14 protein-coding genes are annotated in these 13,838 nt (G+C 69.0%); 7 read left to right on the top strand and 7 right to left on the bottom strand.

Annotated elements, in window-relative coordinates:
- The first annotated feature begins 261 nt into the window (after positions 1 to 261).
- From ASF18_RS21000 to ASF18_RS20985, 4 genes are all read left to right on the top strand, one after another.
- Positions 262 to 2,229 carry a glycosyltransferase gene (locus ASF18_RS21000; protein ID WP_244472790.1) on the top strand — a complete coding sequence of 656 codons (1,968 nt, stop codon included), beginning with the start codon at positions 262 to 264 and terminating at the stop codon, positions 2,227 to 2,229.
- A complete protein-coding gene (locus ASF18_RS20995) occupies positions 2,226 to 3,332 on the top strand; it encodes a glycosyltransferase (RefSeq protein ID WP_056354914.1) in 1,107 nt (368 codons plus the stop codon). The genes ASF18_RS21000 and ASF18_RS20995 overlap by 4 nt, the downstream gene beginning before the upstream one ends.
- A gap of 313 nt (positions 3,333 to 3,645) precedes the next feature.
- Positions 3,646 to 5,127, top strand: a complete 1,482-nt coding sequence (locus ASF18_RS20990) for a GumC family protein (protein WP_056354912.1) — start codon at positions 3,646 to 3,648, stop codon at positions 5,125 to 5,127.
- Positions 5,128 to 5,271: 144 nt separating this feature from the next.
- Positions 5,272 to 6,084 carry a WecB/TagA/CpsF family glycosyltransferase gene (locus tag ASF18_RS20985; protein ID WP_244472789.1) on the top strand — a complete coding sequence of 271 codons (813 nt, stop codon included), beginning with the start codon at positions 5,272 to 5,274 and terminating at the stop codon, positions 6,082 to 6,084.
- A 15-nt stretch (positions 6,085 to 6,099) separates the two neighbouring features.
- On the opposite strand, the gene ASF18_RS20980 is transcribed toward ASF18_RS20985, so the two are convergent.
- The 5 genes from ASF18_RS20980 to ASF18_RS20960 all read right to left on the bottom strand — a co-directional run bounded on the left by ASF18_RS20980 (position 6,100) and on the right by ASF18_RS20960 (position 9,979).
- Positions 6,100 to 6,672 carry an NUDIX hydrolase gene (locus tag ASF18_RS20980; RefSeq protein WP_056278168.1) on the bottom strand — a complete coding sequence of 191 codons (573 nt, stop codon included), beginning with the start codon at positions 6,670 to 6,672 and terminating at the stop codon, positions 6,100 to 6,102.
- 71 nt (positions 6,673 to 6,743) lie between these two features.
- Positions 6,744 to 7,031 (bottom strand): sulfurtransferase TusA family protein, encoded by a 288-nt coding sequence (locus tag ASF18_RS20975; RefSeq protein ID WP_056278165.1) that lies wholly within the window; start codon positions 7,029 to 7,031, stop codon positions 6,744 to 6,746.
- A gap of 143 nt (positions 7,032 to 7,174) precedes the next feature.
- Positions 7,175 to 7,576 carry a hypothetical protein gene (locus ASF18_RS20970; RefSeq protein ID WP_056278161.1) on the bottom strand — a complete coding sequence of 134 codons (402 nt, stop codon included), beginning with the start codon at positions 7,574 to 7,576 and terminating at the stop codon, positions 7,175 to 7,177.
- A gap of 154 nt (positions 7,577 to 7,730) precedes the next feature.
- A complete protein-coding gene (locus tag ASF18_RS20965) occupies positions 7,731 to 9,098 on the bottom strand; it encodes a glutamate--cysteine ligase (RefSeq protein WP_056354910.1) in 1,368 nt (455 codons plus the stop codon).
- Positions 9,099 to 9,226: 128 nt separating this feature from the next.
- Positions 9,227 to 9,979 carry a 16S rRNA (uracil(1498)-N(3))-methyltransferase gene (locus ASF18_RS20960; RefSeq protein ID WP_056354905.1) on the bottom strand — a complete coding sequence of 251 codons (753 nt, stop codon included), beginning with the start codon at positions 9,977 to 9,979 and terminating at the stop codon, positions 9,227 to 9,229.
- Between the two features lie 285 nt (positions 9,980 to 10,264).
- On the opposite strand from ASF18_RS20960, the gene ASF18_RS20955 reads away from it, so the two are divergent.
- Together ASF18_RS20955 and ubiA are read left to right on the top strand one after the other, a co-directional pair.
- On the top strand, positions 10,265 to 10,729 hold the full coding sequence (locus tag ASF18_RS20955; RefSeq protein ID WP_056212170.1) for a hypothetical protein: 465 nt from the start codon (positions 10,265 to 10,267) through the stop codon (positions 10,727 to 10,729).
- A 51-nt stretch (positions 10,730 to 10,780) separates the two neighbouring features.
- Positions 10,781 to 11,734: a 4-hydroxybenzoate octaprenyltransferase gene (ubiA, locus tag ASF18_RS20950; protein ID WP_056354902.1), complete on the top strand. Its 954-nt coding sequence runs from the start codon at positions 10,781 to 10,783 to the stop codon at positions 11,732 to 11,734.
- A 27-nt stretch (positions 11,735 to 11,761) separates the two neighbouring features.
- Here ubiA and ASF18_RS20945 read toward each other — a convergent pair whose 3' ends face one another.
- Positions 11,762 to 12,232, bottom strand: coding sequence for a DUF6101 family protein (locus tag ASF18_RS20945; RefSeq protein WP_056355276.1), 471 nt, complete (start codon positions 12,230 to 12,232; stop codon positions 11,762 to 11,764).
- A 343-nt stretch (positions 12,233 to 12,575) separates the two neighbouring features.
- On the opposite strand from ASF18_RS20945, the gene ASF18_RS20940 reads away from it, so the two are divergent.
- Positions 12,576 to 13,403 carry a 3'(2'),5'-bisphosphate nucleotidase CysQ gene (locus ASF18_RS20940; RefSeq protein WP_056354901.1) on the top strand — a complete coding sequence of 276 codons (828 nt, stop codon included), beginning with the start codon at positions 12,576 to 12,578 and terminating at the stop codon, positions 13,401 to 13,403.
- A 132-nt stretch (positions 13,404 to 13,535) separates the two neighbouring features.
- Here ASF18_RS20940 and ASF18_RS20935 read toward each other — a convergent pair whose 3' ends face one another.
- A complete protein-coding gene (locus ASF18_RS20935) occupies positions 13,536 to 13,766 on the bottom strand; it encodes a hypothetical protein (RefSeq protein WP_056212176.1) in 231 nt (76 codons plus the stop codon).
- Positions 13,767 to 13,838: the final 72 nt, after the last annotated feature.

Raw genomic sequence — 13,838 nt, 5'->3', positions numbered from 1 at the left:
TCGTCCGCCGGAATTCAGCTCCGCGCATACGGACGATTCAGATCTTCCCCCGCATCCTGTGCGGCGGCCCTCGGCATTCCCGACGGCGCCCAGGCAAGCAGTGGTCGGGCGAAGGGTGATCGGGCAAGCGTGACGGACTTATCGGACAGATCCGTCGCGCAGCCGACGGTCGATGGAGTCGCCGACCGCTTCGGACCCCGTGCGCATGGCATCGCGGCCTGGCCCTTCGGACCACCCCGTCCCGCTCTGGTCGTTCCGCCCTTGACGAATCGTGCCTGGCCTCGCCTGCGTGTCGTCACGCTGGTCCATGGCTCGTGCGACGGGCCGCTCGCCGCCACCCGGGCGTCCGTGGAGGCTCAGGGCTATCCGAACCTCCGCCACGACCTCATCCCGTTGGCAGAGGGCGCGGTGCAGTTGCCCGTCATCGTCGCGGACGAGGGGTGGGACGCTCTTCTGGTCCTTCGTCCGGGGGATCTTCTGGCCCCGGATGCGCTCGCGGCCCTCGGCCTGCAATTCCTTCTCAGTGGCGCCGATGTCGTCGTCGGCCTGCGAGTCGTCTTCGATACGGGACTACTCGGTCTCGACGCACCGGCGGCGCCGCCGGGGACGCTCGTCGATCCCGCGCCGCCGGACGGGCCGCTCGCTCCCTTCACCGGCGGCGAGGTTCTGCTCAAGCGCTCCTGCGTGCAGGCTGCCGGCGGCCTCGACCCCGAGGCCGCGCATCCGGTAGCCGCCCTCTGGCCCCGCCTCGTCCGACAGGGCGCCGCACTTGCACGCGTGGGCCGACCGGTGCTTCTGCACTATGCGCCGGGCAGCGTTGCGCCCGCGATGGCCTCCGGCCTCTCGGTGGCCAGCCTGACCGACCAGGGTCAGCTCGGCGGCGCCGGGATCGCCCACCGGCGCCTGTGCGATGCGCTTGCCCTTGCCGGCCACGCCGTCAGCGATCACTGCCTCGGGGCAGAATCGCCGCCGGCCGCGGCCGAGTGGGTCGAGCGGTTTCCGCAGACGGAGCATGCCCTGTCGCAGGGCGGCTACGATGTTGTCCTGGCGGGCAACCTTCATGGCGCGACCCGCCGCACCACGATCCTGGGGCGGCTCGCCCGCACCGTTCCGGTCGCCGCCGTTCTACACGATCTCTTCCCCGTCACCGGGCGTTGCGCCTCCCCGTCCGGCTGCCCGATCATCGCCGAGGGATGCGACGCCCGCTGCCCCTCGCCCAACGCCTATCCGCAGTTACTGCCGCAGCGGATCGCCGGCGTTTATGCGGAAAAGCAGGCGATCCTCGCCGGACCCGAGGGACCCTTCCTGCTCGCGGCCTCCGACTGGTCGGAATCCGCGGCGCGCGCGCTGGCGCCGAAGGGGACACGCGTCGACCGCATCGACCTGGCTTTTCCGACGGGGGTGTTCCGGCCCGGATCGCGGGAAGCCCTGCGGCGCGAACTCGGCTTGCCGTCCGGTGACGTCCTCGTGATGTTCGCCGCCGTGATCGCGGACGCGCCCAGCAAGGGGACCACCGAGCTGACCGCGATCCTGCGCCGGGTCGCCCGGCCGGGGCTCCGTTTCGTCGCGGTCGGGCGGCTCGACGATCCGGATTCCCTGGGAATCCCGGACTTGATCGCGGCGGGTCCCATCGGCGACGAGGCGACGCTGGCAGCCTGGTACGGTGCCTGTGATCTCGCCATCACGGCGAGCCGCCAGGAAACGTTCGGCCAAACCCCCGTCGAAGCCGGGCTGTGCGGAACTCCGACCGTCGCCTATCGCACGACCGGTCTCGCCACCGCCGTCCTGGACGGGGTCTCGGGCCGCCTCGTGCCACCGGACGGGGGCGCCCTCGAGGACGCACTCCGAGCGCTGATCGCCGATGCTTCCGAGCGCAGACGCCTGGGAGCCCTGGGGCGGATCGCCCTCGAGAGCCGCAACAGCCACGCCGCGTGTGCGATGCGCCTGAACGACGTGTTCGTCGCGCGCGGGATCCTGCCGGCCTCGGCCGGGGCCGGACGTCTCCGCTTCGCGCCGGAGATGCTGTCGACCTTCGCGATGGCGTTGGACCGGGCGCCCGGACGTACGAGCCTGATCCCCGGCGACACGCCGCCGGGAGTCCGCTTGGCCCGGCGGGCCAAGCACGCTCTCGTGGGACGCGACATGCCGCCGTGGCTGCGCCGGCTCCTCTACGCGGTCGCGACGCTTCGGAGAACGTTCCGGCCCGCTACCGGCGGAGAGGCGCGATGACCGTGCCGTCCGACCCGCGCCGCCTCTATCTCGATCACACCCATCTGCGCGGGCACGTCACCGGGATCGAGCGCGTCGCCCTCGACCTGTTCACGTCCGACACGCTCCATCCGCACCCTGTCACCAAGGTCCGGGCGCGCGGGATCGCCGGCATGATCGCGGCCCAGCATCTCGGCCTGCCCCTACGGGCCCTGCGCGATCCCTCGGGCCTGTTCCTCTTTCCGGGGTTCCCCCCGGGGCCGCTCTCGGTCCTGCGCCGTCGCCAATGCATCACGTATGTGCACGACACCTTTCTGCTGACGCGCCCAAACGACCTCAGCTGGAAGAGCCGCCTCTACATGGCGCCGAGCTTCGCCTTCGCGCTGCGCTTCGGGCGCACCTTCCTCGTCAACTCCCGCACCACCGGAGAGGCGGTAAGGACCTTGTGCGCCCGCGAGGCCCTGGTGGCCCTACTGCGGCCTGCCGTGCGCGATGTATTCGGACTCACCGACCTGCCCGCAGGCCCGCCGCCCGCCCCCGGCATGCCGCTTCGTCTGCTCTGCATCGGGACCATCGAGCCGCGCAAGGACTACCCGTCCGCGCTCGCGATCGTCGCAGCCCTGAATGCGGGCGGGGTCGCGGCGGAACTCCATGTGGTCGGCCGGGTCGGCTGGGGACACCATGCGTTCCTCGCCGCGCCGCCGCCGTTCCTTACCCTGCACGGCTATCTCGACGACGGGGCCCTGCGCGGCCTCGTCGCCCGGTGTCATCTCCTGCTCTCGACTTCGAAGGCCGAGGGGCTCGGGCTGCCGCTCCTGGAGGCTCAGCACGGCGGGCTTCCGGTCGTCTCACCGCACGGACCGGTCTTCTCCGAAGTCCTGGCCGGCTCCGGTTTGCAGATCGAACCCTCCGATCCGGCGGGTGCCGCGGCCGCGATCCTCGCTTGGATCGAGAATCCCGCATTCGCAGCGGTCCCGGCGGCCGCCCGGGCCAACGTGGCACGCTGGAATCGCTTGGCCGCCGGGGACGCGGCGTGTTTCTCGACATTTCTAAAGGTCGGCCCATCCGCCTACGAGGTCGCGGAAGATCGGCTCGTACAGCCACCCAATCATGACCCAGCATGACGTCGGGCGCAGTTGTGCACAGGCAACTGACGAAGGTCCGGCGGACTACGTAGATCGCAACCTGTCATCAAGCCTGTTCTTGCCAATATCATCTCGATTCCCGGCTTGGACGAGAACATCGTGGGGTGCGGCCATCGCGACGCACAGCGCAGCAGCTCCCTTGGCATAGGTTCTGCGCATACGACGCTGTTGAGGACGTTTCGGTGGGCGCCTGTTCCGTTTCGAAACAGACCGGCGACGAAACTGGAACAGAGTTGTTCGAGGCGGAAGACAAGAACCGCGCGAGCGGCGACCAGGTCGGGAGACGAGACAGATGTTCGACTTCGGAAGCCCGGTCCGTGGCGAGCCGGTGATCCTCGAGACCAGAGTACCGAGTGGGCTCGACAGCGGCCTGATCCTGCGTCGCCTGTGGCGCGGCACCGGCGTGATCCTGCTCGGCGGGCTCGCGGCCGTCATCCTCGCCGTGGTGCTGCTGAACGCCGTGACACCGACTTACACTGCCGTGACGCAGATCCTGGTCGATCCGGCCGATCTTCCGGTGATCCAGAACGACTTGAGCAACCGGCAGCCCCAGGCGGATAGCGGCGTCTCGATCGCCGAGAGCCAGACGCGGGTGATGCAGTCCGACAACGTCCTGCGGCGGGTCATCGACCGCCTCGATCTGACGCGGGACGAGGAGTTCGTTCCCGCAGCCTCGACAAATCCTCTGGTGCTGAGCCTCACGGCGCTCCTCGGCATGGAGCCGCCGCCGGCGAGCCGCGAGCCGGTCAATCTCGCCCTCGACAACCTGCGCCTCAAGCTCGGCGTGCGTCGGGCCGAACGGACATTCGTCATCGACGTCTACGTCCAGACCCGGGACCCGGAGAAGTCGGCCCGGATCGCCAATGCCATCGCGGACGCGTATTTCGCGGAGGATGCGGCAGCGCGCACCGATGCGGCGCGCCGTGCCTCCGAGGCCCTGTCGGGCCGTTTGACGACGCTGCGCCAATCGGTCGAGGAGGCCGAGCGCAGGGTCCTGCAATATCGGGTGACGAACAAGCTGGTGACGTCGAGCGGGCGCCTCCTGAGCGACCAGCAGCTTAGCGACCTCAACCAACAGCTCGTCACCGCGACCCTGAAAATGGCCGAGGCCAAGGCCCGCCTCGATCAGGCGCGGCACATGCGCACCGGCGAAGCCGGGACCGCCCTGCCGGAGATGCTGCAATCCCTCGAGATGCAGAACCTGCGGCAGCAATACGCGACGCTCTCGCGCAACACCGCAGAACTCGCCCAGCGCCTCGGCGACCGCCACCCGGCCATGGCCGACCAGTATGCGCAGCAGCGCGATCTCCAACGCCTGATCCAGCGCGAGAAGGAGCGCATCATCGACACCTCGCAAAAGGACTACGACCGGGCCGTGGCGAGCGAGTCCGCCGTACGCCGGAGCCTGGAGCGGGCCAAGACCGAGACGGCGGGCAACGATCGCGCCAATGTCGGCCTGCGCGAACTCGAGCGCGAGCTCGATGCCCGGCGGTCGATCTACGAGGCATTCCTGCGCCGCTCACGGGAGACCAACGAACAGGAGCGCGTGAACAGCTCCAACGTGCGGGTCATTTCGACGGCGACGCCGCCGCGGAGCCGAGCCTGGCCACCCTCCCCCAAGCTGGTGCTGCCGCTCGCCCTGCTACTGGGCATGGGTCTCGGCGCCGCCGCCGCTCTCTGGCTCGGGGCCCGTCGCGACCGACGCGTGATGACCCGTCCGCCTCGGACGAGCGGGTCGACCGGGGCCCGCAGCTTCCGAGCTGTCGATGCCTGAACGCAGCGCCGTCCGCCACGGCTCCCACGATCGATCCCCTCAAACCTCCCCCGCGCCAGCCTCCCCCGAGGCGCGATGGATCAGCCCCGGGTTCCCGTCGCTCATCCTCGGGGTGCGCACGGGACAGGTCCCAAAGGCGATGACATGAGCGTTCGCTTATTCGACATCACGTTCACGCCCGGATCGGCCTCCGACATCCTCGCGACCTCGGCCCGCCAGCCGGCGACTCGGCCGCGCATGATCGTCACCGCGAACCTCGATCACATCGTTACGCTGTCGGAGAACGCGGCGTTCCGGAAAGCGTATGAGGGCGCCGTCGCTCACACCCTCGACGGCATGCCCCTCGTCTGGCTCGCCCGGCTCCGCGGGGGCCGATCGGCACAGCGGGTCACGGGCCACGACCTGATCGCGGCCGCCTTCGCTGCGCCATGGCCTGCCGGCCAGCAGATCTTCCTCGTCTGCTCGACGGAGGCCGTCGGGCTCCACCTCACCGAGCGCCTGGTGGCGGAGGGGATCCCGCGCGCGTCGATCGCCTTCACGGTGCCGCCCTTCGGATTCGAGAACGATGAGACCTATGGGGCGCAACTCTGTGCGGCCGTGCGGGCGCACGGGACGACCCTCCTGGTCTTCGGCGTCGGTGCGCCACGCTCGGAAATCTGGGTCGACCGCCAAGGAAATGCCCTCGGCGGTCCCGTGGTCCTGGCCGTCGGTGAAGCGCTGAACGTCGCGGCCGGGCTGGTGCCCCGCGCGCCCGCCCTGATGCAGCGCTTCGGGCTCGAGTGGTTCTTCCGGTTCTGGCACGCGCCGCACCGGCTGTTCCGCCGCTACTTCGTCCGCTCCTGGGGGCTGATCGGAATTGCCCTGCGCCGATCGCTGCTCATGACATCCCGCCGGCGTCCCCATGCTGCCCGGCCGCGTCCGACCCCCAACGCGCGGCGCGCGCCCGATACGCCCTGAAGCGTCGAGGAGGTATCAGGCCGCGGCGAACAGGTGCGGATGCCGCAGGCGTAGGGTCAGGATCAATGCCAGGGTCTTGATGTCGGTGACCTCGCCGCGATCCGTCATGGCCGCAAGTTCGCTCAGGGCCATCTCGCGAATGGTGATGTCCTCATGCTCCCCGGCAAGGCCGCCGCCGGGACCGACCCGGTCGGGCGCCTCGTACGGGGCCAGGAACAGGTCCATCTGCTCGGTCGAGATTCCCGGCATGCTCCAGCCGCAGGTCACCGGTTCGAGGGCACCGAGACGCAGGCCGGTCTCCTCGTAGGCCTCGCGCCGTGCGCCTTCCTCGGGTTCCGACTCGTCGAGGAGGCCGGCCGGGACCTCCAGCACGGAGGTGACCCCAGCCGCATAGAAGGCCGGGGTCCGGAACTGCTCGACCAGCAGGGCGACCCGCCGGGTCGGGTCGTAGGGCAGTACCGCTGTCGCCCGTCCGTGATCCTCGATCTCGCGCGCAAGGCGTGTGCCGTCGTCCATCGTCACCTCGGCGACGAGAAACCGGCTCCAGCCGTCGTGCACGATTCGGGTGCCGCGGATAATCGGCGCCATTCTGCTCTCCCCCGTCGGATCGCCGAGGCTGCGGCGACCGGATGGGAGGGCCCTAACAGGGCGTTGGCGCATCAATGAGGCGTGAGGCGCGTGTTTTCGGCAACAATCTCGGGGATTGTGCGGCTTCTGCGGATCGTAAACGTCATCCGATCCGCGTCCCGCGCCTGCGCGAGGAGGGTGTCGCCCTCCTCCCTGACTAGGTGCGGAATGTCGATCACCGCCATCGGATCGGTGCACGTCACCACCAGGACGGCGCCGGACGGCATCCGGCGCAGGGCTTTCCGGGTCCGCAGGGCCGGCAGGGGGCACTTCAAGCCGGTGAGGTCGAGATGCTCGGTCTCGCTGCCTCCGTCCGTCATCGGCAACGCATCCCAGCCCGCAGCTTTCCCGCTCACCGCTGCTCTACCCCTTGAAGGAATGAAAAATCCCGCCGACGGCTTTGACCGTCGGCGGGATCATGGACGTCCGATCCGGGCGCTAAGCGCACCCGGACGGCGAGACGTCAGTAACCGTAGCCGTAGGCCGGATAGCCGTAGCCATAACCGTAAGACGGGGCGGCATAGTAGCCATAGGCGGGCGCGCCGTAGCCATAGCCGTAGCCCGTTCCGACGTAGCCGCGATCGTAGTAGCCGTAGCGCGGGGCCTGACTGGCGGCGATGGCGCCACCGATGATGCCGAGGGCCGCACCGGCCGCGAGCGCGCCGCCGACTCCGGGCCCGCGACGGTAGCCACCGTGATAGCCCCGGCCATAGCCACGATAGCGCACGGTTTCGATGGCCGTGCCGCCACCGACCTGGGCGGCGCTGAGCATCGGCATCGGAGCGGCCTGAGCGGCGGTGAAGGAACCGGCCGAAAGACCGATGGCAGTGGTGCCCGCGAGGGCGAAGGACAAGATGCGCGACATGCGAACGTTCTCCGTCACAGGAAGAGATAGTCCTTGAAACGGCAACATTGGCGATCCGTTCCAGATTCGCGACAGTCAAGCCAGGATGGCGGGTGTTTTCGAGCACCTTCGCCTTTTGCCGGCGGATGTGCCCGGCTGTGACGGCGCGAGTCGTTCAGAAGACGCATTCGGTGAAAGCAGGCTCCACGGAGCGCTGCCAGCGGCCCTCGTAATCGGCGAGGCGCTCCTCGGCGAGGGAGCGTCCGGCGGCGACGATGGCCTCCAGCGGCTGCAGGAAATGGGTCTCGTCCCGCCCCTGAGCGTCGCGTCGCGCCCGGGCGGCAAGCCCGGCGCGGGCGATCGTCAGTGCCTCGGCCGCCACCGCCCCGAGGGATCGACCCGCGATGCGGGCGGCCAGACCGAGGCGGGGAACGGTGGCGCGCAGCCCCTCCCGGTCGCAGGCGTTCCAGTTCTTGGCGATGTCCCAGGCCGCCGTAAGCGAGGCTTCGTCGTAGAGCAACCCGACCCAGAAAGCAGCCTGCGCAGCAATCATCGACGGACCGCCCACATCGGATCCGCGCATCTCGATGAAGCGCTTGAGCCGGACCTCCGGGAAGGCGGTCGAAGCGTGGTTGGCCCAATCCGACACCGTCGCGCGCTCCCCCGGCAGCGTCGCGAGCCGGCCGGCCATCAGGTCGCGGAACGAGGCACCGGAGACGTCGTGGTAGGTCTCGCCGCGCTTCACGAAGTACATCGGCATGTCGAGCAGCCAGTCGACGTAGGACTCGTAGCCGAAGCCGGGCTCGAAGGCCCGCGGCAGCATGCCGGTGCGGTCGCCATCGGTGTCGCGCCAGATCTCGGACCGGCGCGACAGGAAGCCGTTGGGACGCCCATCCGTGAAGGGCGAATTGGCGAAGAGGGCGGTCGCCACCGGCTGCAGCGCCAGGGCGACGCGCATCTTGGCCACCATGTCGGCCTCGGAGGCGAAATCGAGGTTCACCTGCACGGTGGCGGTACGCAGCATCATGTCCAGGCCGAGGCTGCCGACCTTGGGCATGTACGCCGCCATGATCTTGTAGCGGCTCTTCGGCATCACGGGGGTTTCCTCCCGCGTCCATTTCGGACTCATGCCGAGATCGAGGAAGCCGATGCCGAGACCGTCTGCAACCCGGGTCGTCGCCTCGAGATGCGTCCGCAACTCCGTGACCGTCGCGTGCACGTCGGCCAGCGGTGCACCGGAGAGCTCGAACTGTCCGCCGGGCTCCAAGGAGATGGCGCCGCCCTCGGCACCGGCTAGACCGATCAGGTGGCCGGCATCCTCGATCGCCTCCCAGCCGGTCTCGCGGCCGAGCCCCTCCAGCAGCGCCCGGATGCCCTTCTCACCCGCATACGGGACCGGGCGGTGTCCGTCGCGGTAGAAGGGCACCTTCTCGTGTTCGGTGCCGATCGCGAAGCGCGCGCGCGGCTTCTCGCCCTCCGCAAACCAGGCGATGAGTTCGTCCCGCGTGGTCAGGGGCGTCGTATCGGACGTGTCGCGCGCCATGCGCTGCCTCTTCAGGAAGGTCGTTCAAAGGAGAGGCGCGCCGGACCGCAGCGGCGTGGCCCCTTACATCGGGTCAACGCGCCTCATAGGCCACGGGACCCGCGCGAACAACGCGGGCAAGCGACGCCTCAGCGAGCGTCGCCGAGCACTGCCTGAACCAGGGCCAGCACCGTCACCGCCGCCGTGTCGGCCCGCAGGATGCGCGGACCAAGGGAGAGGGCTACCGTGTTCGGACGTTCCAGAATCAGGGCGCGCTCGTCCGGTGAAAACCCGCCCTCGGGTCCGACCAGCACCGCGAGAGGCGGGGCGGCCGCGGGATCGGCGGCCTGCCGGAGGGCCAGGATCGGATCCGAAACCGGGGCGTCCTCATCGCAGAACACGAGCAGGCGCAAGGGGTTGAGGTCTGCGAGCGCCGCCGGGAGCTTGGCCGCCTCCTGGATCTCCGGCAGTTCGAGGATGCCGCATTGCTCGGCGGCCTCGATGGCGTTCGCGCGCAGGCGATCGACATTCAGCCGCTCGCTCTGGGTATAGCGGGTGTAGACAGGGCGAAGGGTGCCGGCCCCCATCTCCACCGCCTTCTGGGCCAGATAGTCGAGCCGGGCCGACTTCAACGGTGCAAACAGGTAGTGAAGGTCCGCGCGTGGCGGCTGCTGGCGTGTGCGCTCTCGCACGATCAGGTCCGCGCTCTTGCGCCCGGTCGGGGCGATCTCTGCGCGCCATTCGCCGTCGCGCCCGTTGAACAGGAGAACTGGATCGGAGGGCCCGCGCCGCAGGACGTTGAGGAGGTAGTTCGCCTGCGCTCGGTTGAGGGGCAGCGTCGCTCCGACGGAGAGGTCGGCCTCGACGAAGAGGCGTGGGGCGGTGAAGTCGTAAGCGGCCATGCCCGGCGTGGTCGCGTGGGGTGGGTCGGCTGTCAACGGCGCGGTCCCGAACCGCAGCGGCTGATGCAAACCCGCAACACGCGGCAACATTGCGCCGTAAATCCACGTTCGAATGCGACCCGGCGTTTGCGGCTCGAAAGACGCCACATTCCTATGCCGAAACGAAACCAAGACCGAAAGGCGCGAACTCTTGTGCGCTTCCGGGCACGCATCAGGCCATTCCGCATCCGGTCGCCGGGCTCACCCCCATCGGATCGCGGATGGGGGGAGAAAGGATCTCAAGGCATGTCGTTCAAGACCATCGCGACGCTGGCCGTCGCCCTCGCCGGCACGGCGCTCTTCAGCGAACAGGCCTTCGCGCAGTCCGCCGAGTGCGGCGAGATCCAGCAGACCCTCCAGGCCCGCAAGGACCTGATCGGCAAGGCGAACGCCGCGTCGAACTCGAAGAAGAAGATGACGCCGGCCGAGGCCTGCACCCTGTTCGGCAAGCTCCAGGCCAACGGCACCGCCGGCCTGAAGTGGATCACCGCCAACAAGGAGTGGTGCTCGATCCCGGATTCCTTCGCGGAGGGCTTCAAGGCCGACCACCTCAAGGTGTCGGGCATCAAGACCAAGGTCTGCACCGTCGCGGCCCAGGCCTCCAAGATGGAAGCCCAGGCCCGCGCGCAGGCCCAGAACGGCGGCGGCGGTGGCCTCCTCGGCGGCCCCGGACTCACGGGCAGCCTGAAGATGCCGCAGGGCGCCCTCTGATCCGGTGCTGAAACCTTTCCGGACGAGTCGGCCCGACGCGCCCGTGCGTCCATGGACGGCGTGAGCTCCCCGAACGCGGACCGCCGCGTCGCCGATGCGGTGGCGGGACATTGGGTTGACCGGATCGCGCCGCGCTGGTCCCGGCCCTACCTGCGCCTCGCCCGTATCGACCGGCCGATCGGCTGGTGGCTCCTGCTTCTGCCCTGCTGGTGGTCGGCCTCCCTCGCGGCCATCCGGTCCGGTGCCGCTTTCCCTGACCCGATCCATCTGGCCCTGTTCTTCGTCGGGGCCGTCGCCATGCGGGGTGCGGGCTCGACCTACAACGACATCGCCGATCGGGACCTCGACGCCCAGGTGGAGCGCACCCGCTCGCGCCCCCTGCCCTCGGGCCAGGTCCGGGCGCGCCAAGCCGCCGTCTTCCTCGTGCTGCAGGCCCTGATGGGCCTCGCGGTACTGCTCCAGTTCAACGGTCCTGCGATCGGCGTCGGCATCGCCTCGCTGGTCCCGGTGGCGATCTATCCCTTCATGAAGCGCGTCATGCCGGTGCCGCAGGCGGTCCTCGGCCTCGCCTTCGCGTGGGGCGCGCTGATGGGCTGGGTCGCGGTGTTCGCACGCCTCGATGTGCCGGCCCTGCTGCTCTACGCGGGCACCATCGCCTGGGTGATCGGATACGACACGATCTACGCCGTACAGGATATCGAGGACGACGAGATCGCGGGCATCCGCTCCTCGGCCCGCTTCTTCGGGCGCCGGATGCGGGGGGCGATCGGTCTGTGCTACGGCACCAGCGTCGGCTTCGTCGCGCTCGCTGCGGTCCTGGCGGGCGCAGGCCCCGTGGGCCTGCTCGGCGTCGCCCTGTTCGGCGCCCATCTCGGGCGACAGGTTCTGCGCCTCGACACGCGCGACGGGCGCGGTGCCCTGACGCTCTTCCGCTCCAATCGGGAAGCGGGTCTGATCCTGTTTCTCGGCCTCGCGGCGGATGCCGCCGTGACGCACATCCTCTGAGTCTCGCTCGGGATCCGGCGACCCGGCTCAGCAGCGGGCGCCGGAGATGATCTCGTTCTCGCCGCGATGGATCAGGGGACGAACCGGCAGTGCGCCAGTCTTGCGGCGGACGAGGAAGCGCGGGCGGCGGCCGTTGAGGAGGCCGTGACGGCGGCGGGTCCGGGTCCGGCCCAGGGCCACCGGGCCGAGCTGGTTCGAGACGCTGGCGAGTTCGCCGTCCTCCTTGACGATCATCCGTGGCAGGCCCGACTTGGCGGCGACGTCACGCCAATGTGCCACGACCTCGTCCTCGCAGAACGGTCCGAGGCGGGTGACGACCCGGCCGGTGGCGTCGACGAGGAGGAGGTCGAAGCGGTCCTCGCCGCAAGCATCCGAATCATCCTCGGCGTAGGCGAGGGCCACGCCGGTGGGCCGCCCCGGGCCCAGGCGGTCGATCACCGGGAGACGCGACAGCGTCAGAACGGGGGCAGCGCCGACGAAGGTGGCATCCGCCGACATGTCGTTCATGTTCGCGAAAGTGTTCATGGCTCGTACACCCTGTTGGCGCCGGCAACCTCTATGGGCCACCCGTCTATGATAAGCAGATTTACGTCTAACCTCCTCAGGCCAGCTTAAGAGTGAGCGTTAAGCGAGTATGGACAAGGGTGAAGCACGTGGAATGCTCAACGCTTCCTTGCTTCGATCTAAGAGATTTGTCCGTATCGACATCTGCGTCGCTCTCCTTGTGACAACCCGCCCGGCACCCTACAACGAAGGAAGCACCGCCCTCCATGCATCCGTGCCGGGGCGACGGGCTCTTCAACAAGCGCCCAGCCTGACCTCCTGAACCGTATGGAGACGCATGTCCGATCCGATCCCCCCGGAAGCCGCACACGCCCTCGTTCCTGCCCTGCGCGAGACGATCCGCGAAGCGGCCGCCCTCGCGTTGCCGTTCTACAAGGCAGGCGGACAGACGGGGGCGCGGGTCTGGTCGAAGGCGGGCGGCTCGCCGGTGACGGAAGCCGACGTGGCGGTGGACACCTTCCTGAAGGTTCGCCTCAGCGCGATGCTGCCCCGAGCAGCCTGGCTCTCGGAGGAGACCAGCGACAATCCGGTGCGGCTCGATGCCGGCCTCGTCTGGATCGTCGATCCCATCGATGGGACCCGCGCCTTCATGTCCGGGCATCCCGATTGGTCGATCGCCGTGGCGTTGCTGTCGGCTGGGCAACCCGTCCTCGGCTTCGTCCACGCGCCCGTGACCGACACCTTCTATGAAGCCATCGCGGGAGCGGGAGCCACCCGCAACGGACAGACCATCACCGTCTCCGGCCAGTGCGCCGTCGAAGGGGCTCGCGTCACCGGTCCGAAGCCGATGATGGACCGCCTGGCCCGGGGCGCCGGGACGAACGGGCAACAGGCCGAGCTCGTCTCCGTCGAGCGGGTTCCGTCCCTGGCCTTGCGCGTCGCGCGGGTTGCCGAGGGCTCCATCGATGTGGGATTGGTCTCGCCCCATGCGCGGGACTGGGATCTCGCGGGCGCCGACCTGATCCTGCGCGAGGCGGGCGGCACTGTCAGCGATCTTCAAGGCCGTCCCACGACCTACAACCGTCCGGACCCGGTGCACGGAGAACTCGTGGCCGTATCCCAGACCTTGCGAAACGATGTCGTGGCGGCGCTGACACCCCGCTGAAAACGCCGGCGGAGGCGGCGCCCGGGTGTCTTAAAACAGGAAAGCCCAGCACCTGGGCGCTGGGCTCGATCGTAACGTCGGCTCGATGACGAGGCGCGTGGTCCGCCCCGACAGGATCAGGGCGGCCTCGGATCAGTGATGCTCGCGGAGAGCGACCGCCTCTGGGGCCATGCCGAACCGCTCGGCCAGATGCCAGCGCAGTTCGCGGGGCGAATGGTAGTTGTAGGAGGTGTCGATCAGATGGCTGAGGTCGACGGTCTTTGCCTCATGAGCCATGGTCTGCTTCAGGTGACCCACCTTGAAGGTCGCCGCATCGGTGACGGGCGAACGGACGCCGCGGCGTCGGGTATATTCAAACAACATATTTTTCTTGTGTACTTTCAATAACGTGCAGGTTTTGCGTGCCGTGTCTCGGACGCATCGGGCCGGTTGAGC

It is taken from the genome of Methylobacterium sp. Leaf89 (assembly GCF_001422215.1).
Taxonomy (GTDB): domain Bacteria; phylum Pseudomonadota; class Alphaproteobacteria; order Rhizobiales; family Beijerinckiaceae; genus Methylobacterium.
This window is presented reverse-complemented; position numbering and strand designations above follow the sequence as displayed.

Coding starts and splice junctions, on each gene's coding strand:
- ASF18_RS20995 (WP_056354914.1), top strand. CDS start 2,226: ATGACCGTGCCGTCCGACCCGCGCCGCCTCTATCTCGATCACACCCAT.
- ASF18_RS20990 (WP_056354912.1), top strand. CDS start 3,646: ATGTTCGACTTCGGAAGCCCGGTCCGTGGCGAGCCGGTGATCCTCGAG.
- ASF18_RS20985 (WP_244472789.1), top strand. CDS start 5,272: ATGAGCGTTCGCTTATTCGACATCACGTTCACGCCCGGATCGGCCTCC.
- ASF18_RS20980 (WP_056278168.1), bottom strand. CDS start 6,672: ATGGCGCCGATTATCCGCGGCACCCGAATCGTGCACGACGGCTGGAGC.
- ASF18_RS20975 (WP_056278165.1), bottom strand. CDS start 7,031: ATGACGGACGGAGGCAGCGAGACCGAGCATCTCGACCTCACCGGCTTG.
- ASF18_RS20970 (WP_056278161.1), bottom strand. CDS start 7,576: ATGTCGCGCATCTTGTCCTTCGCCCTCGCGGGCACCACTGCCATCGGT.
- ASF18_RS20965 (WP_056354910.1), bottom strand. CDS start 9,098: ATGGCGCGCGACACGTCCGATACGACGCCCCTGACCACGCGGGACGAA.
- ASF18_RS20960 (WP_056354905.1), bottom strand. CDS start 9,979: ATGGCCGCTTACGACTTCACCGCCCCACGCCTCTTCGTCGAGGCCGAC.
- ASF18_RS20955 (WP_056212170.1), top strand. CDS start 10,265: ATGTCGTTCAAGACCATCGCGACGCTGGCCGTCGCCCTCGCCGGCACG.
- ubiA (WP_056354902.1), top strand. CDS start 10,781: ATGGACGGCGTGAGCTCCCCGAACGCGGACCGCCGCGTCGCCGATGCG.
- ASF18_RS20945 (WP_056355276.1), bottom strand. CDS start 12,232: ATGTCGGCGGATGCCACCTTCGTCGGCGCTGCCCCCGTTCTGACGCTG.
- ASF18_RS20940 (WP_056354901.1), top strand. CDS start 12,576: ATGTCCGATCCGATCCCCCCGGAAGCCGCACACGCCCTCGTTCCTGCC.
- ASF18_RS20935 (WP_056212176.1), bottom strand. CDS start 13,766: ATGTTGTTTGAATATACCCGACGCCGCGGCGTCCGTTCGCCCGTCACC.